The following is a 23,160-nucleotide window of genomic DNA, read 5'->3' as shown; positions in this document are numbered from 1 at the left end:
TCAGTATAGGAAGAAATTATGGTGAAAGCATGAAGATACGATAAACCATTATAATTTGATTAATAAATTTATCTAACAGCGTATTTTGACAACTACACTGTTTTTCCATATTTATTCGTTACCTTATATATAGTCGTCAATAAACAAAACCATTTGAGGAGGTAAACAGATGTTTAAAAACAATAAATTAATCATGGTGATCTTTAGTTTTATCATCGTATCTGCAGGAATCATCTCTTATATTTCACTCCAAACAAAACAGCTTTCTTCTCCTGTATTTTACGTAGCCAATGCAGGAGATGGATCGGTGTCAGAAGTTGATCTCATCCAAGATGAACCGATAATGTCCATACCGACAGAAACGGAACAATTATCTCATGGTATTGCTAAATCTATTGAGAGACAAACTTTGTACTATGGTACAGGTTTCCAAGGAAAAAGTCTTCGTGCCATGGACCTCGAAACACAGGAAACGATAAATGAAATGGAGTTTGAAGAAGGCATTCATGGGATTGACATTCACCCAAACGAAGATTTCCTTTATGTTTCATTAATGAGCGGGCTTGGTGAAGAAGGGGGAACATTAGCAGTGATCGATACAGAGAACTTTACTGAGATCACCCGCATGGAAACAGATGATGGTCCTGCACATGTCGATGTCTCTAATGATGGAAAACAAGTTTGGGTGGCAAATGTTAATGGAAACTCGGTCAGTGCCATCGATGCTTACACTTTTCAAGTTTTAGCAACAATTGATGTGGGTGACGTTCCTAATGAAGTCGCCTTAAGTCCTTTAAATGATTATGCTTATGCAGCCAATGTTGAATCGAATACGGTAACCGTCATTGATATGAACACATTTGAAGTCGTTGATGAAATAGAAGCTGGAGAAGGTGTTCACGGAGTAACAGTCACAAATGACGGGAAACAAGTTTGGACCGCTAACAACCATTCCAATGATGTATCCGTGATTGATACGGAAACACTTTCCATCATAGAAACGATTGACACTGGCTCCTATCCAAATCACATATCTTTTTCACCAGAAGATGAAATAGCATTTGTCACTCATAGGGAATCCAACACTTTAGTTATCATAGACCAAAATGATTATTCGATTGTCGAAGAGATGGTGTTAGGCAGTGAACCTCATGAGATGACGTTAAAAGGCATGGTAGAAGAAGATAGCATTTCCAACGAAGACAACGAGAGTGATGAAATGAAGAAAAATAACTTGATGGAAGGCGAAACTTCTGCTGAAAACGTAAATATATCGGCTACAGTTCTTTCACCTTATCACAGTGAGACGAAAACACTGGTTCAAAATGAGGTAGGAGAAAATCCTTTTAAATATTTCACATTAAAAATAGAGTTGGAAACACACTCTGGTGACCTTTCATCCAATCCCTTTGCTGAAAATGTCGTACTTACTTCCACTCAAGGAGTCGAGATTCCAATTTCAAAATGGATCGAATTAAGTCAAGATTCTCATCACCCTCAATATTTGGCTATATTTGAGAAAGTTTCAGATGATAACATAGCTTTGTTGGCAAAACCTGAAGATAAACTCTCATTAAGATTCGAACCATTTATAAATCATCCTTTAGAAATTACTTTGAATTAACGTTATCAAGGGAACGATTCTTTAAGGAATCAATCGAAAGTTTTGCCACATAAAAACGACCTGAACGTGTTTGTCGCTCACTTCAGGTCGTTTTTCAGAATACTCGGGATTGGAACAAACGCATGGCTAAGCAAAGTTTCGGCTCTTTTGCCGCATGAGAACCGCTCCCATTTACTCTTCATGACGAACTGGAGTGACAGGCACACCTCCAAGTTGCCATTCACGTTTGTACATATAAATTATTGTTATCATTATCTAATGTTCCATCAATAACAAATGGTGTTTCTAGTACTTTAGATATTTTCAGTAATGTCTCTAATTTCGGACTAGTTAGTCCCGCCTCTATTCTACCAATTGTAGACTTAGGGATCTCAGCTAAATCAGCCAACTGTTGTTGAGACATTTTTAATTCGTGTCGTTTAGTTTTGATTTGTGCAGCTATTTCCCCTTCAAATTGAAGGTTTTTCACGTAGTCTTCCCCACGGATTTCAGAATATTTTTTAAAAAAGTCGCTCATGATTCTTATCTCCTTTCATCTTAATAAAGGTTTGGATCATCCATACAGTAATCTTTATAGTTCAACTCAGCCGGTATTAGATCATTCCGTTTAATTAATCCGTTGTAACGTTTATCAAAGTGGTAAAGCAGAATAACCTTGTGATAGTTATGTATCGCATAAATGATGCGATAATTCCCTACCCTACCACCTCGTAAACCCCACCTATAAAAGTTTTTATAGGATGTGTGTTTAATTATCTGTTTTATAGATGGAGGTGTTGCATCAACTGTCAACTTATCATTATCCTCCGGATAGGGGTTGATACTTATGATAGTAAGTTGTCGAGCGTATTCATCAGCTATTTTACACCATAACCCTTGCTTACCTTTTCTTACTTCTTGAGCAGAATTAATTAAAATTTGTTCTTCAAATTTTTTTACGTTTCCCTTATACACTACATTAAATTTTTTGTACTCTGACATTTAATTTGTCCTTTTCTTTATTATATTATTACCAATATGATAGCATCTATGCTATTGAATTTCAATATTACTGTATGTTATTAAAGTAATTCTGACAACATCAAACTTGAAGAAAACCATAAAAAATGCACCTCCAATTGTTAGATAGTGTCTAACAATTGGAGGTGCAGTTCAATTCAGGAATTTTTCTCTTCTTTTTCAACTTGTTGATGGAGGTTACTGTTCATAGTGGTGTAATAGTAACTTCCCTGAACACATTACCCGTTGGATCCTGCTCAATGACCGAGCAGGATATCCCGATTTCCACATTCAGCTGTTCCTGTACCCGATGGATGTAACCAACGGAAAATTCAATGTACTTATGTTCACGGTTCACTTCGTAACCTGCTAATCCTTGCTCGTCAAACAATCGTTTCACTTTATCAATGTCCTCACCGAACACCTTAGCAGACTTCAGAAAATAGTCTTCTTCTGAGAAGGTTCTGACCGGATCATCCGTGATCGCTTTATTCTGCTGATACAACTGGCCTGTATGCTTATTCTCCAGTGAGCAGTAGTGTACACCAAGGGACAATCCCTTCTCTACTGAATAAAGCAGCAGTTCCTTACACATTCTCTGGCTCTCATCAATCGCCAGTCCACCGGCGTACCAGTAGTTGTAATAGGTCTCAAAAGGCGGATACTTCAACTTGAAACCCCGCTCAATAAACGGTGCAGGATTTTGGATTGGAAAGCAGAATTCAAGCAGGTTAATGCCATCAATTCCGAGTGAATCCAGCCTCTGAAGCAATTCTTTCATTTCCGAAAGCGTTCCAGGAATCACCGGCATCTCCACGACAACCTTTGGAACAAACGACTTCGCCTGCTTCATCAGATTGAACAACTTCTCATGTTGATCTAATGTCTCGTCCTGTTTGACGCTGAAGCGGATTTCATCAAGTCCCGCATCGCCAAGAGCTTTCAACAGTATCCGGTTCAATAAATCGCCTGCTGTGTATAGCCGTGTATAAGTTTTCGGCGAGCGCTCCTGAACAAATTGGAAAAACGCTACACTTTCCCTCGGATGTAGCAGGGGCTCTCCTCCAGTTAAGGCTATATGTTCAAACGTTTCACCCTGATTCAGTAACCGCTCGAGTTCAAGTACAGGGTTATTGTTCCTTACCTGGAACTCAGCATAATTTTCCTGATTATTATTAAAACAAAAATAACAGGACTTGTGACATTTAAACGAAATAAACGACGTATGGCTTTTTTCGCCTGTTTGACAGGCGACACATGCAGGGGAAATCCAATTCACGAAATGACTCTTGTTATGATTTCTCGACACAACCCTTGCGTCTTCATCGAAGTTGAGATTACATTCCCCTTCCGAACAGCCGAAAGAAATCCCCAAGGATTCGATAGCCTGATCCGTCTGCCTCCGGATCTGTTCATACCTCCTCAGATACGCCTGAAAATCAGGGTTCTGCACGTGTATCAAATCATTCGTCATGCTTTTCATGTTGGACATCCCCTTTCATGTGAATCAATCATTACCCAATAAACATCGGTACGCCTGTTGCATAGAATAAATAACGACCGAGAAACTCACCGACAAGAATCATTGAAAATGCGGCATAAAACAAACCGTACTGCTTCGTTTGTATCGCTTTGTTTCTAAACAGTGCGTACAAGATCAAACCAATCCCTCCCAGTGACAGTGCCCATCTTAGCATTATCGACCAAATATGCTGATTGGACATCACCTCAAGAGACTGAATACCTGACGCTCCTGCAGTTGTTAATCCGCTCAAAAAAATAGGAATATACGCCAATTGTACAATTAATACCACTCCACCGGTTACAGCCAGAGATCTCAGAATAGTTTGAACCTGTTCCGTCTTTTCAATGCTCACCCTCATGATTATCAAGATCATGATTGATGCCCCGAAGAAAACTGCTGTTCCAAAGAAGGTCAAATACGTATTAAAGTTCGACCAGGCCGGGATGATGGATGTGGCGTAAATGCTAGCCATACTGACGATGGCAGCGGCCCCTACCATTACCGTCACCCAGCCATACAAGGTATTCCACTTCCCTTTCCGGTCAAGAATAAAGGCCACAGCCCACATCACAAAGAACAAGCCCGTAAATAGAATTTCGCGACTAAGCCAGGATGTGGAAACGTTCATGATCGAACGGTAAGCGCCAAAAGGATCTCCTAGATGGAAAGCCGAAAGCAAAATCCCGATGACCACCAATGGACCTGTAAAAATCAATCCTGTTCGGGTGATTTTTTCCCGAAGGTTTATTTCTAACTTAGACTGACTGCGAACAATGACAACAAACATAAACGTTCCGACAGCCGCTTGCATCATCAGCGTAAACAACAGTAGCTGCCATTCTTCAGCAAGTACATGAAACATTTGAATTACCTCCTTTACCCCTTATTTTTCAGCCTCAGGAATTGCATTAACGATGACGTTCGGATGTGTGATGCCTTTATCTGCAAAAACCTTCAGTTCAACACCGTCTCCGTACTTCGCCCGAAGCTCCTCCATGTCACCAAAATCGAGAGCACGCATCACGCAGGCATCCACGCATGCGGGTTTCTGACCTTCGTCGACCAAATCAACGCAGCCGTCGCACTTGCCCGCTTTTCCTGTTTCACGATTGTATTGAGGCCCTTCATAGGGGCAGGACCATAAACACATTTTACAGCCAACGCATTTATCATCGTCATGCACCACCAATCCATCTTCAGTACGTTTATAAATCGCCCCTGTCGGACAGTTCTCCGCACACTTCGGTTCATCACAGTGATTACAGCTGACTGACAGGAAGAAACCCCACGTATCCGGGAATCGTCCTCCTTCGAATTCATACACCCGCCGGTAGTTGACGCCAACTTTTAAGTCATTGACATCTTTACAGGAAACGGAACATACCTTACAGCCTGAACACACTGTTGAATCAATATAGAATCCTTTTTGTCCCATGATCGGTCACCTCCTTAGAATATCACCCGTTGATCCCAATGTTCATCGGACTTTAACGGTTTGCCATTGTATTTCTCCACAGTTACGTTGCATGTGTTCCAAGGCTCTTCACCTTGACCGCTTAGATGGGCACCATTCAGCATGTTCGTCGCGCCAGCACGGTCAATGCCGGTTTCCTCATCAAGATCAACCCAGGCTCCTTCACCCAGACTGACCACACCAGGCATCAACGTTTCTGTCGTAAACAGATGACGGATTACCTTCCCATGACGGCTTCGAATCAGAACGGTTTCGCCATCTTTTAAACCCAGCTTATCAGCGTCGCGTTTGTTCATCACAAACTCCTGCGGAAATGCTTCACGGAGCTGTGGCACATTGTCAAAAACCGAATGGCTTCTTCTTGGATAGTGAATGGTAACAAGCTGGAATGGGAATTCACCTTTTTCTTTGTTTTCCCAATCCTCAAATGTGTCCTCATACCCTTCAATCGGCGGCTCGTATTTTGCAATTGGCGCCAGTGTGGTAAAGCCGTATGCTTCGATCTCATCGGCCAGTGTCTGGCAGTGAATTTCAAGCTTTCCCGATTCTGTATCTAGTGGATTTTCTTCTGGATCATCCACAAATGCCTTTCCTTTAACATCACCTAACTTATCATCCGGTGAACGCGGCACTTGGTAAGATCCTTTCTCCAATAGCTCATCCAGCGCGATTCGGCCCTTTTGGGGTTCACCTTCAACACCCCAGTCCTTGATGTCTTCCTTTGTAATCGTCACCAGCAGCTCATAGTCTTCCCCGTTGTCTTTTATCACCTGTGAACCTGCGAGACTGTTGAAAAATTGCTGCTTCTCACTGATTGGATACAAGGTCTCCTCATCAATACCAAGACGCTTGCCCAGCTCAATTTCCATCCACTCTTCGGTTCGCGCTTCAAAAAGCGGTTCCGTTACCTTGTTGGCAATAAAAATCGCTTCAGGGTTTCCTGTGTTGATCCGCCCTTCTTTTTCCCATTCAGTCGTTGCCGGGAGGACGATATCTGCGTATTTGGATATGGTGGAAAGCACAATGTCGTTCGTGATAATCGAATCAAGCTTTCTAAAGGCCTTAATCCCTTTTTGGATATCCGACGACTGATTCAGGAAATTATCGCCACTGCCGTTACGAACTTTCCAGATCATGCGGATATCACACGGAACCTTACCGCGTACCGTCGCCGTGTATTCACTGTTCAAAATCGCATCATAAGTTTCCGTATACGCCATCCCATGGAAATCCGTACGCTTCGGTTCCGCAAACCGGTAACCGTCATAAGGACCGAACGTCACTCCCGGAAACAAAGGATTTTCTGGATTTTCGATTCCACGGCCACCTGGCATAACAAGGGTTTTTCCACCGTAGCTTTGATTCCGTGCATAGTTCAATGTAAAGACACCGGCACCTGGTTTACCAACGTTACCCGTCATCCAGCCAACCGTCAAAAATGCCTGACAGAACTGCTGTCCCCGGTAAGTTCTCGCCGGAGCAAAAGACGATTGGAAGATCATCGGCTTCGTCGTACCGATTTCCTGTGCGAACATCCGGATCTTTTCCGGTGGTGTGCCACAGATTTCCGAAGCCCATTCTGGAGTTTTCGGAACACCGTCATAGGTCCCCAGGACATAATCCTTGAAGTTCTCTTCAGGATCAGCGCCCCCTGGCATATTGTCCCGATCAAAACCAACGGTGCATTTGTCCAAGAACTCCTGATCCTGTAAATCATGTTCGATCATATAATGAGCCATTGCCAGAAGCAATGCCGTATCCGTTCCAGGCCGACACGGAATAAATTCTGCATCCAGTGACTTGATAGACGGATTAATAAACGGATCGACAAAGATGAATTTCGCTCCTGCTTTCTTTGCCTGAAGCAGGTTATACTGCGGATTTCCACCGTTACTCCATGCCGGATTTGATCCCCACATGACAATCAGCTTGGCATTTCGCCAATCGAGACGATCACTGCCGCCCCAGGAAAGGTTAGCTGCCATATGCTGTTGTGGCTTGCCCCATGCACCTGATGATGAAGACCCCCATCGGACCAGTGCTCCACCATAGTGATTTATCAATCGGCTCGAACCGATAATCGATTTGTTACCGTAGTTTTCTTTCACGCGCTTCAGTTCATCTGCTACGAGATCCAAAGCCTCATCCCAGTCCAGACGCACCCATTCATCACGGCCGCGAAGCTCCTTGTTACCTCCGCCCGGTTCCCAGTGCTTGCGTTTCATCGGGTATTTCAACCGGTCCACACCAAACACCTGATGGCGTTGGGAACGTCCGCGGGCACAACCGCGCTGCTGCGGATAGTCCGGTGTATCCTCATGTGTATCATCTGTTTTCTGCTTCGTTACAATCCCGTCCACAACAAATCCTTTATTCAGACAACGTCCACCGCAGTTATGCCAACAGGACGCTGCCACCCAGTATCCTTCTTCTTCCAACTTTTCCGCAGCCACCTTGGAATCAATCTTCTTGAGCCCGTAAGTCGGTGCTGCAGCTGCTGCAGTTAATGCCGCTGACCAGCCGATAAATGCCTTTCGACTGAATTTTTTATCCAGTGCTTTTTTAACCAGACTTGCCATTTCAATCACCTCCGAAGATCATTCGTCATTTAAGACATTCCGCTTTTAATTCATGCAACGCATCTTGGTCAAGTGCAGTCACTCCATCCAACATCTTAACGGCTCCACGGTAAAAATCCGTATCCGCCGAAACGGACACATTATGAATGAATGCAGGCAGCCAGTTTCTGAGATGACTGTCCAGAAACGACTGTTGATCCGCCAATAGCTCCATCAGACGGAGCAAGTCCTCCTTTTCATATGCATCCCTCGTCATGCAACTCAGCTGGTACATAAAATCAAGTTCCAATCCTAGGTGATCATCAGCCTCCTTGTGATACTGAGCAGGTAAAAAACTGTATTTTAAATAATGAAGGCGAATTTCCCTCGTTTCGTTTTGAAACAGAAGACCATCCTTGTTCGTGTAGGCTGATTCCCAAATCGGTGCCGGTAATCGGTAAGGCCCGATAAACATACGGGTGTAATCCCAATGCAATGTGTCCAGAGTCGCTTCTTGTGACAATGTGTTTTGCATAAGCTTTTTACCTTCTGCCAGTAGTGATTCATCTTCTTCAAAAGGCATCTCACCAGCAGTGATTTCGTTAATTTCATCCAGTAGCATCTGATCCGGCTCTTGCCTGAACAGTCGTCTTAACAAGTCATAATAATAAATACGGACTTCCATCAGTGGTCGAACGTCTAGATCTGTTGCTTGTGTCATCGTATCCCTCCTCCCTTACGTTTATTAGAATGTGAAAAAATGAACTTACTTACAGTTTAGTTCATTACACTAGGTTTGAAGATGTGCTTCTGCACATTATTCATGATCACAGACTGTGACGCATCACACCGTTAGATGGTAATTAAAGGAGAAAACATGTCTGAATTGTGAAAACACATAAAAAAGCAACCCCCCTCAAAAAAGAGAAAGTTGCTTTTTATGAAATCATGACAAATTTTTGACGTTTGTCTGAAAAAAATCGATAGTGTGAATTTTCACGGCGATGCTAATGTTCACGAAGTCCTCATGATTGTAAATATCAACACCGAGCAGATTGTTGACCTTTTGCAACCTTTTTCGGAGCGTATTCGGATGAAAATGCATCGCTTCAGCAGTATCCTGAACACTGGTATCATGAATTATCCACTGCTTCAGTGTTTCCAGATAGTCCGTTTGGTGCTGTTGATCTGAGTCGATCAAGGGCTGGAGATAAGACGAACTGAATTCCACCAGATGATCCTGATTCAAATAAAAAAGGAGACGAAGTACACCTAAATCTTCGATATGAAACACATTATTTTCCCGTGACCATTCATGACCGAGCTTCAGGGCCATCATCGCTTCCTGATAACTCTTGTTTAACTCCTTCGTTTTCGGGTAGCATTTCCCAATTCCCGCTTTAATAATAATACCTTCGGAATCTTCCATATAACGTGTGATCACTTTTTGCAAATACTCTTTTAACCTCCCGCTTAGACCCATCCTAAGAATCAGCACAATATCATTCTGAAACGGTTCGATCATTCCCGTAGGATGATCCTGCCTGAATCGTTTCAACAATTTATCAAATAGTTCAGTGCGCCAGCCTTCATGCAGAAGATGTTGACTGTTCTCACCTGCAGCAACGCGAATAACAACCAGCTCGTTAGGTTCATTGAGATTCCAACCCCAAGTGGCAGCCTGCTCTAGCAGCGCTTGTTCCGATTTGAAGTTATTATATAGAAGATCGTGGAGGAAATGACTCTTGAATGTCAGATGCAGCTCATCTACTTTTTCCTCCTGCTGACTAACCAAAGAAAGCAGGAGCGCGTAATACTCAAGCAAACGCCCATACCATTCCACGTCGGTTTTAGGCGTGATTAGAAAATAACGGATTTCTTCTTGTACATACACCGGGTAACAGGATAACGTTGTGGACTGATTACCCGCTTCGTAAACAAAACGCTCTGGATGAAAATAATACAGCTGTAGCCACTTGCTCCTTGACTGAATCAGAAATTGCATCCAGTCCGATGACGCCTCCGGCTCATATGGACGTGTGACTGATTTGAAGTTCTGGTCCATCACCGTAACCGGTTGAGCCATCGCCGTCCTTATAGACAGGGACCGTTGGAATAGCTCGTCAATCGTGGTACCGTGAGTGTCCTGAATCAATCGATAGTTCGATGAGGCTTTTTCATGTAATACCGTTTCTTTTAACGGATACGTCAAATGAACAACAGGTACCTTGAACAATTCATAAATCTCCTTAAGCTGTTCCCTTATCGGCAGATCACGCGGATAATAAATCAAAACCCCCACCACTTGCGGAAGCTGCATGATCTGCAGGACATCATCATCCGACAGACGTTTTCGGTTTTCGTTTACGTATGGAAGGTACACGAGTATGTCGGAGGATGTTCCCGTGTCAAACGGTTTTGAGGAGATACTGTCATAGTTGATCAATTCCGCACCAACAGGGGTGATCGGATTTACATGTTTAAACGGGAACGAAAGAAGAAAATCCTGCAATGTTTTCATAATGGACCACCTTACAGAAAATGTTGTTTGGATTCAGTTTGCTTTTTGATGATGATGGCTGGTGAAGTAAATCGTGATATGGGTACATCGTTCCCACTATAGCGCTCAGACACTGCCACGATATCTGACAATTTCGCATAGTTCAGCGCATCCGTGGGACAATTAGCCACACATACTGGCGCCAAACCTTCACTTAGCCGCTCGTAACAGAAGTGACATTTATCTACTTTTCCGGTAATAGGATTCAGCTGCGGGGCATCAAAAGGACAAGCTTCCACACACAGCTTACACCCTTCACAATGCGTATCATCATGAACCACGATGCCATCCCGCCGTTTTGTATAATTATTATTAGGACAAATGGTTACACAGACAGGGTTTCGGCAGTGATTACAGGACATCGATAAATAGACGGGATAATTCGGATCTCCCGTGCGATGCTGTATCTTCCGCCTCGGCAAATCCCCCTGTGCTGATCGGTGTTCCTGATAACAGGAAGCACTGCATGAGTAACACTCAATACAGCGATCAGCCTGAATGATAAAGTGATACTGTTCCATCCGTCCCGCCCCCTTTACAGCTGACAATTGTGTGAACTCGGCCTTTTCCTGATATTGTTATTATATACTAGAAGAAAAGTCGCGATAGTAAGTATTCATTACAATACAGTGACATTATCGGATTGGAGGGATAGCGCGATGCAGATGAAAAGACAAGTCTGTCCTAGAAACTGCTTCAGTACATGCAGTATGATTTCACACGTGGAAAATGGCCAGTTGGTGAAGGTCGCCGGAGATCCTGATAATCCTTATACAAATGGAAGAATTTGTGCCAAAGGACTGTCCTATGTGGATCAGGTCTATCATAAAGAGCGGTTGAAGTACCCGATGTATCAAAAAACCAAAGGAAGCGGTCGATTTGAACGAATTTCATGGGAATCTGCCTATGAAATTATCATTGACCAGTGGCTTGATATTGACCGGAAATACGGTTCCTTACTTCCTATTGGTCTTTATAAATATACCGGTGATTTATCTGTAGGTCACTATGCACCTGAGGAGTTTTTTTCGAGCATGGGCCCGACCACACGAATTGTTGGTTCTCCATGCGCCGCTGCTGGATTCGATGCTGCCTTCTACGACTTTGGTTGTGGCCGATCATCAGATCCCGAACAACTTGAAGCAGCCGAACTGATTATCATTTGGGGCGCGAATCCCGCTGTGACTTCGATTCACAGCATCCGCTATCTCGAAACCGCCCGAAAAAAAGGAGCAAAGCTTGTGGTCATCGATCCGATTTTGACAAAGACCGCACAGCTAGCGGATTATTACTTCCAAATCAATCCTGGATTCGACGGTTTACTTGCAAACGAATTAGCGAAATTTCTAATTGATCATGATCTGCAAGATCAAACCTATATCAACAAGTATACGCACGGATTTGACGCCTTTCATCAGGCTCTAGCAGGTTTGACTGAGGACGCTGTTCTTGAAAACACCGGACTATCCCTGGATGCCTTGTCTACACTGAAGAAACTTCTTGCCTCATCATCACGAATATTTCACTGGATCGGTCTCGGTTTTCAACGTCATACGAATGGCGGGCAGATGGTTCGGACCGTAAACGCTCTCGCTGCGGTTCACGGCATGATTGGCAAACCCGGCTCCGGCGTTCACTACGCCCACTCAGACACGTGGATCTTCGAGAATCAAACGGCCTTTTTCAAGGAGCATTTAGAAGAAACAAATCGCATACTTCCTTTAAACCACTGGATTGACCTCGGAGGGACTGTTCTCGACCCTCCGCTTGAAAGCCTCTGGATAAGCTGCCGAAATCCATTGATTCAGGATCCACAGCCGAGTCAAATTCGGGAACACTTGAAACACATTCCCTTTGTCGTCACTGCGGAACTGTTCTTAACTGAGACTGCCAAGTGGTCGAACCTCGTACTTCCCGTCACCACCTTTTTTGAAGAGGAGGATATTGCCACCAGTTACTGGCATAGGGGATTTGCTTTTAACGAAAAAGCAATTGAACCTTATCACGAAGCTAAATCTGATTTTGAAATTATGAGCGGACTGGCCTGCCGCATCGATGAGCGATTCCACACGCCTTCATCCTTCCCTGCACATTTGACCAAGCGGGAATACCTGAACCGGCAGTGGAACAATGATGTACGTCGCCAATTTGGCTTTAACGACGTACACGAAGCAGCGGAACAAATCCACTACCCTGAAGAGAAAGTCATCAGCTGGGATACCCATGATTATTTGACGCCTTCCGGTAAATTCGAGTTTTATTCCGAACAAGCACTCCAAAATGGACTGCCGCCACTCCCGATCCATAAACAGTCAGTTGTTCAAACAAATCCCGACTTTCTTCAGCTGTTCACTCCTCATGATTCAAGAGGATTGAATTCCCAGTTCAAGCATACCGAAGCCATTCCTGAACGCATGATGCAGGTATACATCCATCCAGACTTCGCCGCAAAGGCTGGTATTACTGAAGGAGACCTCGTGAACGTATTCAATGAACACGCCAAACTGACGATGAAGGCATCCGTAACGAAACAAGTAGGCCGAAAAGTGGCCCTGATCTATCAAGGAAGCGCCATATCCGTAGACCAGGCAGTGAATCAGCTTGTCAGCGTAATCGATTCCGACATGGGCGAAATAGCCTCCGGTTCAAAAGGTATTGCCTACTACGACAGCTATGTCAAAGTGAAACCCATCTCATAACGTATCCTCCTCGAATGTTGATGATGACGCGAGGCCAACAGCATCCATATGGTCATACTGGTCAAAAATCAAGTGGGATGCTAATAAAACAAAGTTATATAGACCTTTACGAAACCTTGTCAGGTCTAGCAACAGGAGAAATATTTGAAATTGATCCTGAATTTTATGACACAGAAATCCCAACGTTTAGTCCGTGGATCGGAAGACCGAATTAATATGTAAGACAAGCCCTCGTCATTCCAATTACGAGGGCTTCCTTCTCCCACAACTAAAATCCTTTTTTTGACAAAAGTTCAAATGTAATCTACTCTATTATTATTCTTTTAATATATAGAGATGGAAGTAACGATGACTAAACTTTTTTTATTGATTATTGTCTTATTATTTTTGGATTTATTGGGATGTTTACATTTCTTAACATGTAAATGTATTTAGGCGATCCTTTTTTAAACGCAGTCAACAATTTATTTATTTTATTAGTAATATTAGCGAATGTTATCGATATTAAGAAAAAGCTTTAATAAAAAAACTATAAATAAATCATTTTCTCGGATTACTACTCATTAGGAGGGTTCTTGACACAAAGTGTTGCTTATAATATCGGAGAAGGAAATTTTGACCAGGAGTACAGTTGTATTAACACTTCCCTTGCTAATCGTTTTTAGAAAATGGTTTAACTAAATGTATACGGAGGAAGGTTAAAGTCTAATCCTTCCGTAATTTAATAGAAAGGCGGGAGTGATAATAAAAAATTTAATGAAATCTTTCCTGATTCATGCATTAATCCTATTAATATCTTTACCTATAATATTATTATTCATTGGTTTTTTAGCAATGGCATTAGTTCATCTATCATTTGATATGACATCTATAGAAAGTGTCCTCCTGTATTCAGCCTATTATATTGTTCCTTCGATACCTTTGTTTGTAGGATTGGGAGTAAGCATTCGGATGCTCAATGATAGGAAGAGCTCTTTTATTATTTTCTCATTCTTTTTATTCCTGTATTTACTCTATATGTTCCAGCCTGCACTTGTTAAATTTTTCAATTAACAGTTTATTTATATATTAGACGATAATGACCAGTGATGATGAAGACTTTCTTTCAAGAAGTGTACATTTTCTACTATGTGGATATCTCCCCTTTAACCACAAGAACCGTCCCCACGGTTGGATTCGTTATGAGTGTGGCCAATATGTCCAACAACTTCGTAATGAAAATCAACTACAATCATGGTAAGAGGAACTGTTAGAGGAAGTTAAATTTATGATGCACAAAGTGCCGAAGACTAGCACTCGTCATTTATACGAGGGCTCATCTTCGGCTTTTAAAAGCTTTTTCACCTGTAAGCTTGTACTCCAGTTTTGCTTGCTGGCGCTTTCTGTCCTGTGCCGCACCTATCTTGTTTGTTTCTTTTAACTAATGAAAACTGAGCAAAGGTTTCGGCTCTTTTGCCGCATGAGAACCGTCCCCATGCATCACATGCATCACCTAAATAAACTCCCCCGCCCAAGAACTGGACGGGGGAGTTTTTCAACCGGTGAGAAGCTATTATGTGATTCAAAGGGGGATGAATGGTACATATGTCGCAAATCACCGGTTTACTTCGTGATAGAGCTTTTCAAATTCAGCTTTTGTCGGCATCGCCGGTGCTGTCCCGAATTTAGTTACGGACAGGGCTGCGGCGATGTTGGCTTTTCCGCAGGCATTCTTCACCGATTCACCCTCAGACAAGAAGTGGCAAAATGCCCCGTTAAATGAATCTCCGGCACCGGTCGTATCCACCACATCGACGGTTACACCGGCCACTAGTTCATCATACTCCTTGTTTGAGAGATAGACACCTTTTTTTCCGAGGGTGATAATGACGGTCTCGACACCCATCTGATGCAGCTTGTCCGCCGCTTCACCTGCTGTCTTCTCATCCGTCACCCGGACACCCGTTAACTCTTCCGCTTCCGTTTCGTTCGGTGTAATATAGTCCACCATAGCAAGTAACTCTTCAGAGATATCCTGATAAGGCGCCGGGTTCAAGACAACGGGCTTACCCAGTTCATGAGCCAGGCGGATGGTTGCGTCAATGGCTTCCATGGACGTCTCCAGTTGCAAGAGCACCACGTCAGCGTCCGTCATGCTGTCTCGAAGTTTCTCCACTTCTTCAGCGGTAATCGTTCCGCAGGCACCGAGACTCACCACGATCATGTTCTCTCCTTGTGGATCGACCGCGATTAGTGCTGCCCCCGTCGCTTCATCCTTGGTCTGGATGATATACGATGTGTTGATGCCTTCCTGATTAAAATTATTTAATGCATCGTCACCGAAGAGATCCTTCCCCAACTTGGTCAAAATGGTCACTTCTGAACCTAGCCTTGCAGCACCAACTGCCTGGTTCCCGCCTTTGCCACCGGGTCCCATCTGAAACGGTCCTCCAAGGACCGTTTCACCAGGACGGGGCATTTTCGGGGTACGTGCAGTCAAATCTGTCACATAACTTCCGACAACAACAACCTTACTCATGTCCTCACCTACCTTGTTTCGATTTCATCCACATTCTCTTCTGTCACAAGCTGATTCTCAAGGGTAATCATCTCATCGACTTCTTCCCCGTTAAGAATCTCTAGGGCAGTCAGCATGGCATCACGACCCAGGAAATATGGTGGTTCTGCAATTGTTGCTTCAATACGTCCTTCACCAATTGCTTCCATCACAGGATCAATCGCGTCGGTCCCGATCAAAACCATTTCATCCAGACGTCCTGCTGATTCAACAGCTGAAAGTACACCCATAACCATCTCATCATTCGCGGCATAAACAGCATCAATATCAGGATTCGCCTGTAGAATATCTTCCATGACATTCAATGCTTCCCCTCGGTCAAAGTTCGCTGATTGTGCAGCAATGATTTCAATGCCGTCAAACTCACTGACATGGTCATTGAAGCCTTGACTTCGGTCACGTCCAACGTTGGTTCCGAGAATACCCTGAATTTCTACAACTTTTCCTTCGCCACCCAAAGCATCCGTGACATAATTCCCTGCAATGTTACCGGAACGAAGAGCATCAAAACCGATGTGGGCAAGTACTTCTCCGCCGGTTGCTTGACGGTCCACGGTAATGACCGGTACACCCTGTTCATTAGCCATCATGACGATTTGCGCCGCTGCATCACTGTCCACCGGATTTAAAATCAGCAAATCTGGATTTTGAATCAAAAGGTTCTCCACGTCGGAAGACTGCTGTCCAGTATTACCCTGAGAATCCGATGAAATCACATTAATCCCCTCAGCTTCCGCCGTTTCCAACGCACCGTCATTCAGATCCACGAAGAACGGATTGGCCAGTGTGTTCATAGCAAGTGCCACTGTGAATTCTCCATCCCCTTCAACCGCGGCATCATTATTCTCGTCATCATTGTTCTCGGAGTTATTATTCGACTCGTCATTATTTGACGGATCATTGGCTACACCATCATTCGCATTTCCATTATCCCCACAAGCGACCAGCATTAAGACAACCAAACCCATCATCAGCGTAACGACCCAATTCTTTTTCATTCTAAATCTCCTCCATTTACTTTCCTATTTTTGATAATTTACTGTCAAGAAGGACTGCTACCAGAATGACTAAACCTTTTGCGATGTCTTGATAGAATGGCGAAACGTTCGCCAGATTCAAAATATTGTCCAGAACCCCCATAATCAATGCACCAATCAGCGTTCCGATGACACCCCCTTTACCTCCAGTTAACCGAGTACCCCCGATAATGACTGCTGCAATCGCATCCAGCTCAAGCATTTGTCCGGCATTCGGCTGTGCACTCATGAGTCGCGATGTATAGATTAATGCAGAGACCGCTGCAAACATACCGGTCAGGGCGTAAACGCTGATTTTAATCTTCGTCACGTTAATCCCTGACAACCGCGCCGCCTCTTCATTACCACCAACGGCATAAATATTTCGGCCGAATGTCGTGTTCTTCAACACCCAGTACATCACAGCTATGATCCCTAGCATCAGGATGACTGGAAACGGGATCCCCAATATCCTCCCACCACCGATAAAACGGTACGTCGCATCCGAAATCACCGTCGGACTTCCTCCGGTAATGACCAGGGTGACACCCCGGGCAATGACCATCATGGCCAATGTTGCAATAAACGGTGGCACATTCCCTTTTGCAATCACCACGCCGTTAAATGCACCGATCACGAGACCTGCAACCAAGGTTAAGACAATCACCACAGGCAACGGGAAACCCGCCGTGAGAATCCCTGCCGCCACAGCTCCTGTGACTGCCATCACCGAGCCGACGGATAAATCAATCCCACTAGTAAGAATGACCAGTGTCATCCCCACGGCAATAATGCCGACGATAGACACCTGTCGAAGGACATTCATCAGATTCGTCACTGTGAAAAATACATCGGAAACCATACTCGCTACAAACAGTAATAATATGAAGATAATTAATACACGAAACTTATCGAGAAATAAGGCTGATTGTAATAAACGATCATTCATCCATTCTCACCGCCAACTGCATACGCAAAGATTTTTTCCTGGGTTGCTTCATGGATATCGAGCTCCCCGGTAATACGACCTTCGTTCATGACCAATACCCTGTGGGAAAGACCGAGAATTTCAGGCATTTCCGACGAAATCAAGATGATACCCATCCCCTCATCCGCCAGATTCTTAATCAATTTATAGATTTCTGACTTTGCACCCACATCAACTCCTCGCGTCGGTTCATTGAGAATCAGCACCTGTGGCTTTGTTTCAAGCCATTTTCCCAGAACCACTTTTTGTTGATTGCCGCCGCTTAACGTTCTCACTTCCACTTCAGGAGTAGATGTTTTGATAGAGAGCTCCTTGATCCACTGATTGACAATCGTTTTCATTTTTTTCTTCGGCAAATACCCTCTGTTGGAAATCGTTCTGTAATTCGGCATCAGGATATTTTCGGCCACCGACAGTTCCAGCACCAGTCCTTCACTTTTTCGGTCATCGGTCAGAAGTGCAATGCCTTCCGAAATGGCCTGCTGCGGGGAACGGACCGACGTGCCGTTGATCCTTACCTCTCCGGACTCAATGGACAATAAGCCGAACATCGCTTTCGATAAAGCGGTCTGCCCGGATCCCATCAATCCGGCAACGCCTAGAATCTCACCCTTACGCAGGGTCAAATTAACATCGTGCAGCTTTCCTTTCACAGAAAGGGATGAGACATCAAGCAGATTGTCTCCCGACTGGATATTCCGCTCGGGATAAATATCTTTCAATTCACGTCCAACCATCATCGATATGATTTCGTCTTTATCCGTATCCGTAACACGCCTTTCGCCAATCAGGTGACCATCTCGGAGAACGACTGCTTTATCTGCCACACGAAACACTTCTTCAAGCCGATGGGTGATAAAGATAATTCCGATGTGCTGTTCGTTCAACTCCTTCATCAGTTGCATCAGATTATCGGTTTCTTCATTATTCAGCGTCGCACTTGGCTCATCCATAATGAGAATGTTTGCATCAAATGACAACGCTTTGGCAATTTCAATAAGCTGCTGCTCGGCAATGGAGCACTCCATGACCAGTTGCTTTGGGGAAAGGTGGCCAATTCCCACTCGTTTCAGAAGTACTTCTGTTTCACTGAACATCCGCTTCCAATCGACCGTACCAAAACGATTCTTCTTCATTCGGCCGAGAAAGATATTCTCAGCGATACTCATGTCTCTCAATAGATTAAATTCCTGATGAATAATACTGATTCCAAGCTGCTGTGAATGCTTCGGTGACTGAATGGCGACTTCTTTTCCTTCAAGCAAAAGTTTCCCGCTTGAGGGCGAATGAACACCGGCAATGATTTTCATCAGCGTCGATTTCCCGGCACCATTTTCACCGAGCAGTGCAACAATTTCATCCCTGTTCAATTCAAAATCGATTCCTTCCAGCACTTGGACTGGACCGAAGCTTTTATGAACATCTTTCAGTGTTAACAAACTCAAATTGTCACCCCCTTTATACCGAGAATCCTTTAGTAAACAACGCCTCCAACTAGTATGACGTTGGCATAAGGTGTGAATTCACCTGAGCGAATCAGTCCACGGGACTGTTTCGTGCGCTGTTTGAAATCATCATGTGGCAGATAGGCAACTTCGATCCCTTTGAATCGTTTCAGAATGTCCTGTTCCATATCCGGACTCTTCGCTTTTATTTCTTCCGCGAGAATGATCTTCTCCACGGAGAATTCCTTCAATACCTCATCCAGCAATTCCAGAAAAGGAATCATGCCTTCCTTTAACCCGAGATCAATGCGGGTATTGACCTCCTCCGGTATCGGCAGTCCTGCATCTGTGACCACCAGCTCTTCCATATGTCCAGTTTCCGCGATTAATTTAACCAATTCCGGATGCAATATTCCTGATTTTTTCATTCAAATCTGCCTCCTTTGTGAAAATCTAAACGTTTACATTTTAGAATATTGAAAATATTATTATGGTCGTTTGGATGAATCCCGAATAATCAGGGATGGCGACATAATATATTCCCGTTTGTGTTTGAATTCGTTCTCGTCATCCATACGTGCTCGTAAGTAATCGAAAGACACCTTACCGAGATGCTGCATATTTCTCGCGATCATCGTTAAGTTCGGCTTGTGGAAGGTGGAAATATCAATATCATCAAATCCAATAAATCCGAGATCCTTCCCAATCTCCCATTGCAGCTCATTCATGGCTTTTAATGCCCCCATACTCATCAAGTTATTGGATGAAAAAACCGCATCCGGCTTGTCCTCAAGCGAATAGAGTGTCCGTGCAGCCTGATACCCACTCTCTTCACCGAAATCCCCATCAACAATCCACTCCTCCACAATGTCAATGCCGTGATCATTCAGTGCTTTTTTGTAGCCTCTGTAACGCTCAAGCCCTGGTGTTGTTGACTGCGGGCCACGTATGATGGCGATTTTACGAAAGCCCTGATTGGTCAAATGCTGAATGGCTTCATAGGCACCTTCGCGATTACCGGAAAGCACCGTATCCACTTCATAATGATGAAGCTGACGGTCCACGGCAACTACCGGGATATCCGAGTCCATAAACCGTTCAAGATGTTGTCCGTATTCATTGGACGTTGTAATAATTAAGCCATCAATACCCCGTTCGAGAAAATTGTCCAGCACATTACGTTCAATATCCTCTGAATCTTGTGAACTGCTCAAAATCGTGTGATAGCCGCGTCTGACAGCCTCCCGCTCAATGCCGGAAATAACCCTTGAGAAAAAGGGGTTCGTAATGTCGGGAATCAGAACACCGATCGTTTTAGTCTCCTTACGCACCATGCTTCTCGCAATGGCATTGCGAACATAACCAAGCTCTGCAATGGCCTCAAGAATCTTCTTCTCTGTACGGGGCTTGACCCCGCCTTGCTTGTTTACAACCCTCGACACCGTCGCCACAGAGACATTGGCAAGACTAGCTACATCCAAAATCGTTGTCTTTTTCTTCTTCACAAAAACCACCGCCCGACAAAATCTAAACGTTTACATTTTAGGTCAATAAAAAATATAAAGCGCTTACATAATATGAATCTATCACAACTCTTCAAATAAAAGCAAGCTTTTTTTAAACCTTATTTTAATCCAAATAATAGAAGGTAAATCCTTAGGCAAAGGTGTTCGGATTTAACCTTACTTATCGCTCAACATCAATTGTGGAGTGGCAAGCACCACCCTAATTGTGTTTCACCCCCCCTATATTTTGGGTATTGTTAGGAAGAATGTTAAATAAAAGAGGAGACTCAAATGTTTAAAGAAATGATGGATTTATTTGAAGAGAGTATTATTATTACGAACAAAGATTTACACATATTATATGCGAACGAATCTTACTTGAACTTATTCGATGTGACCTTTGAAGAATTGCACGGGAAACATCTTCATGAGATTTTTCCTAACACGACATCTGAGAACCGTGTGACTTCTAAAGCGATGAAAGCTAAACAAAACATGATTTTCAGGAAAGTTCATATGGAGTGGAAAGGCCGGAAAATGGTGTTAAGAGTACAGACAAAAATTCATTACGATGAACAAAATGAGATTGAATTTGTCATGACTCAGATTGAGGATGTTACGGAAGAGGTGAAACAACAAGAAGAACGAGAAGCAATGATCAAGGAGATGACCATCAATATCATTCCAATGACAAAAGAAGTAGGAATCCTACCGCTTCTATCGATCAATACAGAAGACCAAAAAGATATTATCATTGATCACACATTAGAACAATGCCGTCATTTAAACATTCAATACCTAGCCATAGACTTGTCTTCGTTGCATACCATCGACGAACAACTTGCCTACATTATTGAACAGCTGTTGAGCACCTTAAAGTTACTAGGTGTCGAAGTGTTTCTTTCAGGCATTCATCCAAAAATTGTCCCGTCCATTCATAGCAGATACACTCACTTATCTAAGTATTCCACCTACCAGACACTTCACCAGGCAATTAACGAATTGCTCCGGAACTCGAATGTAGAAGAAGAAAACAGACACATGGATAAGAGAAAACGGCTATATAAAAACTGACAGTAAATTCTAATATACTTCAAGCCATACGGACCTCCGTATGGCTCATTTTGATTGGGGAGCGATTCGTCAAAGTTAGAAAAGAAAAAGGAATGACGATTGAAACCATTAATAAGGCTACAAAACCCCGAAATGCTTTTTTCTTTCATTTACTCCATATATTTCTGTTTTACTATTGTTATAAAATCTCACGAACTAAATATACTCACTTTTCAAAATAGTTTGACTTTTATTGAATCGCACTATAAACTATGTTTGAAAATAAAAAGAAACAACGGTTCTATTTAAGAACCACTAAATTCATAAATATGGGGGGTTGGTACATGAGTTTAAAAACTTTAGAGAAGTCACTCCAGGTGTTAGAATTTTTCACCTCTGAGAAACCGAAGTGGAAATTGCGAGAACTTGCCCGCGAGTTGGAAATTAACCATAGTATCGTCTATCGCATCCTTTCGACATTTGAAAGGAGTGGCTATATTTATCAGAACAAGGATTCAAAAGAGTACGAGCTTGGGCTTAAATTTTTGGAATTTAGTCGAATCATGGATGACAACCTTAAAATCACAGAACTTTTGGAACCAATCATGTCGGAGCTCACAAATCAGTCTGAGGAGAGTGTCGTCTTTACGATTCTTGATGATTTCTACGGCCTTTATTTTAAGATCACGGAAAGTCACCAAAATGTACGGTTTGCTGAATCAATTGGACGCCGGTCCCCTCTTTACATCGGCGCTTCACACAGAACGATACTTGCTTTTCTACCCGTTGAGGTGCAGGAAGAAGTATATCAAATGGGCAAAGAATCTGGACATCCCGCTACTTCTGATCACCAATCTTTTTTCGATAAGCTACAAGTTATTCGAGACCAAGGATGGTTGTTTTCCTCCGGCGAAACATTTCCTGATGTGAGTGCGGTCTCAGTGCCAATATTCGATTCACAACATCGAGTCATTGCTTCTCTTTCCATTGCCGGGCCGAGCTATAGGTTAACGGAGAGCGCTGCGACTGAGAAAATTGATTTACTGTTTGAAAGTAAATACAAAGTACAGCGCTTTTCCTCAAAACTATCTTTTCCAGTCAAACGTCCCGAGATGCTGGCTACAGAATCTCATTGATCTTAAGTAAGGAGGCTTCTG

20 protein-coding genes are annotated in these 23,160 nt (G+C 43.3%); 5 read left to right on the top strand and 15 right to left on the bottom strand.

From position 1 onward, the window contains the following. Window positions 1–169: 169 nt before the first annotated feature. Window positions 170–1,624: a YVTN family beta-propeller repeat protein gene (locus QDN89_RS13390; protein WP_280770653.1), complete on the top strand. Its 1,455-nt coding sequence runs from the start codon at window positions 170–172 to the stop codon at window positions 1,622–1,624. Between the two features lie 220 nt (window positions 1,625–1,844). On the opposite strand, the gene QDN89_RS13385 is transcribed toward QDN89_RS13390, so the two are convergent. The 9 genes from QDN89_RS13385 to QDN89_RS13345 form a co-directional block, all read right to left on the bottom strand. Continuing rightward, entirely contained in the window at window positions 1,845–2,141 is a 297-nt protein-coding gene (locus QDN89_RS13385) for a helix-turn-helix domain-containing protein (protein WP_280770652.1), read from the bottom strand. A gap of 20 nt (window positions 2,142–2,161) precedes the next feature. Next, on the bottom strand, window positions 2,162–2,605 hold the full coding sequence (locus tag QDN89_RS13380; protein WP_280770651.1) for a type II toxin-antitoxin system RelE family toxin: 444 nt from the start codon (window positions 2,603–2,605) through the stop codon (window positions 2,162–2,164). A 223-nt stretch (window positions 2,606–2,828) separates the two neighbouring features. Beyond that, window positions 2,829–4,106, bottom strand: coding sequence for a radical SAM protein (locus QDN89_RS13375; protein WP_280770650.1), 1,278 nt, complete (start codon window positions 4,104–4,106; stop codon window positions 2,829–2,831). Window positions 4,107–4,137: 31 nt separating this feature from the next. Next, on the bottom strand, window positions 4,138–5,010 hold the full coding sequence (locus QDN89_RS13370) for a dimethyl sulfoxide reductase anchor subunit family protein (protein ID WP_280770649.1): 873 nt from the start codon (window positions 5,008–5,010) through the stop codon (window positions 4,138–4,140). Window positions 5,011–5,031: 21 nt separating this feature from the next. Continuing rightward, window positions 5,032–5,583 carry a DMSO/selenate family reductase complex B subunit gene (locus QDN89_RS13365; protein WP_280770648.1) on the bottom strand — a complete coding sequence of 184 codons (552 nt, stop codon included), beginning with the start codon at window positions 5,581–5,583 and terminating at the stop codon, window positions 5,032–5,034. A gap of 14 nt (window positions 5,584–5,597) precedes the next feature. Beyond that, window positions 5,598–8,201, bottom strand: coding sequence for a molybdopterin-dependent oxidoreductase (locus QDN89_RS13360; RefSeq protein WP_280770647.1), 2,604 nt, complete (start codon window positions 8,199–8,201; stop codon window positions 5,598–5,600). A 25-nt stretch (window positions 8,202–8,226) separates the two neighbouring features. Then, complete coding sequence (locus QDN89_RS13355) at window positions 8,227–8,901, bottom strand: TorD/DmsD family molecular chaperone (protein ID WP_280770646.1); 675 nt, start codon at window positions 8,899–8,901, stop codon at window positions 8,227–8,229. A gap of 225 nt (window positions 8,902–9,126) precedes the next feature. Further along, window positions 9,127–10,701, bottom strand: a complete 1,575-nt coding sequence (locus tag QDN89_RS13350; protein ID WP_280770645.1) for a PucR family transcriptional regulator — start codon at window positions 10,699–10,701, stop codon at window positions 9,127–9,129. An 11-nt stretch (window positions 10,702–10,712) separates the two neighbouring features. Continuing rightward, window positions 10,713–11,261, bottom strand: a complete 549-nt coding sequence (locus tag QDN89_RS13345) for a 4Fe-4S dicluster domain-containing protein (RefSeq protein ID WP_280770644.1) — start codon at window positions 11,259–11,261, stop codon at window positions 10,713–10,715. Between the two features lie 138 nt (window positions 11,262–11,399). Between QDN89_RS13345 and QDN89_RS13340 the strand changes: the two genes are divergently transcribed. Together QDN89_RS13340 and QDN89_RS13335 are read left to right on the top strand one after the other, a co-directional pair. Beyond that, a complete protein-coding gene (locus tag QDN89_RS13340) occupies window positions 11,400–13,439 on the top strand; it encodes a molybdopterin-dependent oxidoreductase (protein ID WP_280770643.1) in 2,040 nt (679 codons plus the stop codon). A gap of 23 nt (window positions 13,440–13,462) precedes the next feature. Beyond that, a complete protein-coding gene (locus QDN89_RS13335; RefSeq protein ID WP_280770642.1) occupies window positions 13,463–13,654 on the top strand; it encodes a hypothetical protein in 192 nt (63 codons plus the stop codon). A 1,379-nt stretch (window positions 13,655–15,033) separates the two neighbouring features. On the opposite strand, the gene rbsK is transcribed toward QDN89_RS13335, so the two are convergent. Genes rbsK through QDN89_RS13305 form a run of 6 tightly spaced genes read right to left on the bottom strand, consistent with a single transcriptional unit; the run spans window position 15,034 to window position 20,950 of the window. Next, window positions 15,034–15,957, bottom strand: a complete 924-nt coding sequence (gene rbsK / locus QDN89_RS13330; protein WP_280770641.1) for a ribokinase — start codon at window positions 15,955–15,957, stop codon at window positions 15,034–15,036. A gap of 8 nt (window positions 15,958–15,965) precedes the next feature. Continuing rightward, window positions 15,966–16,994 (bottom strand): substrate-binding domain-containing protein, encoded by a 1,029-nt coding sequence (locus QDN89_RS13325; protein WP_280770640.1) that lies wholly within the window; start codon window positions 16,992–16,994, stop codon window positions 15,966–15,968. Window positions 16,995–17,010: 16 nt separating this feature from the next. Then, window positions 17,011–17,961, bottom strand: a complete 951-nt coding sequence (locus QDN89_RS13320; RefSeq protein WP_280770639.1) for an ABC transporter permease — start codon at window positions 17,959–17,961, stop codon at window positions 17,011–17,013. Then, on the bottom strand, window positions 17,958–19,445 hold the full coding sequence (locus QDN89_RS13315) for a sugar ABC transporter ATP-binding protein (protein ID WP_280770638.1): 1,488 nt from the start codon (window positions 19,443–19,445) through the stop codon (window positions 17,958–17,960). The genes QDN89_RS13320 and QDN89_RS13315 overlap by 4 nt, the downstream gene beginning before the upstream one ends. A gap of 29 nt (window positions 19,446–19,474) precedes the next feature. Next, entirely contained in the window at window positions 19,475–19,873 is a 399-nt protein-coding gene (rbsD, locus tag QDN89_RS13310; RefSeq protein ID WP_280770637.1) for a D-ribose pyranase, read from the bottom strand. Window positions 19,874–19,933: 60 nt separating this feature from the next. After that, window positions 19,934–20,950 (bottom strand): LacI family DNA-binding transcriptional regulator, encoded by a 1,017-nt coding sequence (locus QDN89_RS13305; protein WP_280770636.1) that lies wholly within the window; start codon window positions 20,948–20,950, stop codon window positions 19,934–19,936. Between the two features lie 273 nt (window positions 20,951–21,223). Between QDN89_RS13305 and QDN89_RS13300 the strand changes: the two genes are divergently transcribed. Then, a complete protein-coding gene (locus QDN89_RS13300; protein ID WP_280770752.1) occupies window positions 21,224–22,024 on the top strand; it encodes a PAS domain S-box protein in 801 nt (266 codons plus the stop codon). Between the two features lie 323 nt (window positions 22,025–22,347). Further along, window positions 22,348–23,139 carry an IclR family transcriptional regulator gene (locus QDN89_RS13295; RefSeq protein ID WP_280770635.1) on the top strand — a complete coding sequence of 264 codons (792 nt, stop codon included), beginning with the start codon at window positions 22,348–22,350 and terminating at the stop codon, window positions 23,137–23,139. Window positions 23,140–23,160 lie beyond the last annotated feature (21 nt).

The organism is Salipaludibacillus daqingensis (assembly GCF_029891575.1).
Lineage (GTDB): Bacteria > Bacillota > Bacilli > Bacillales > Salisediminibacteriaceae > Salipaludibacillus > Salipaludibacillus daqingensis.
The sequence above is the reverse complement of the archived record's forward strand: the minus strand, read 5'-3'. Positions and strand labels throughout refer to the sequence as shown.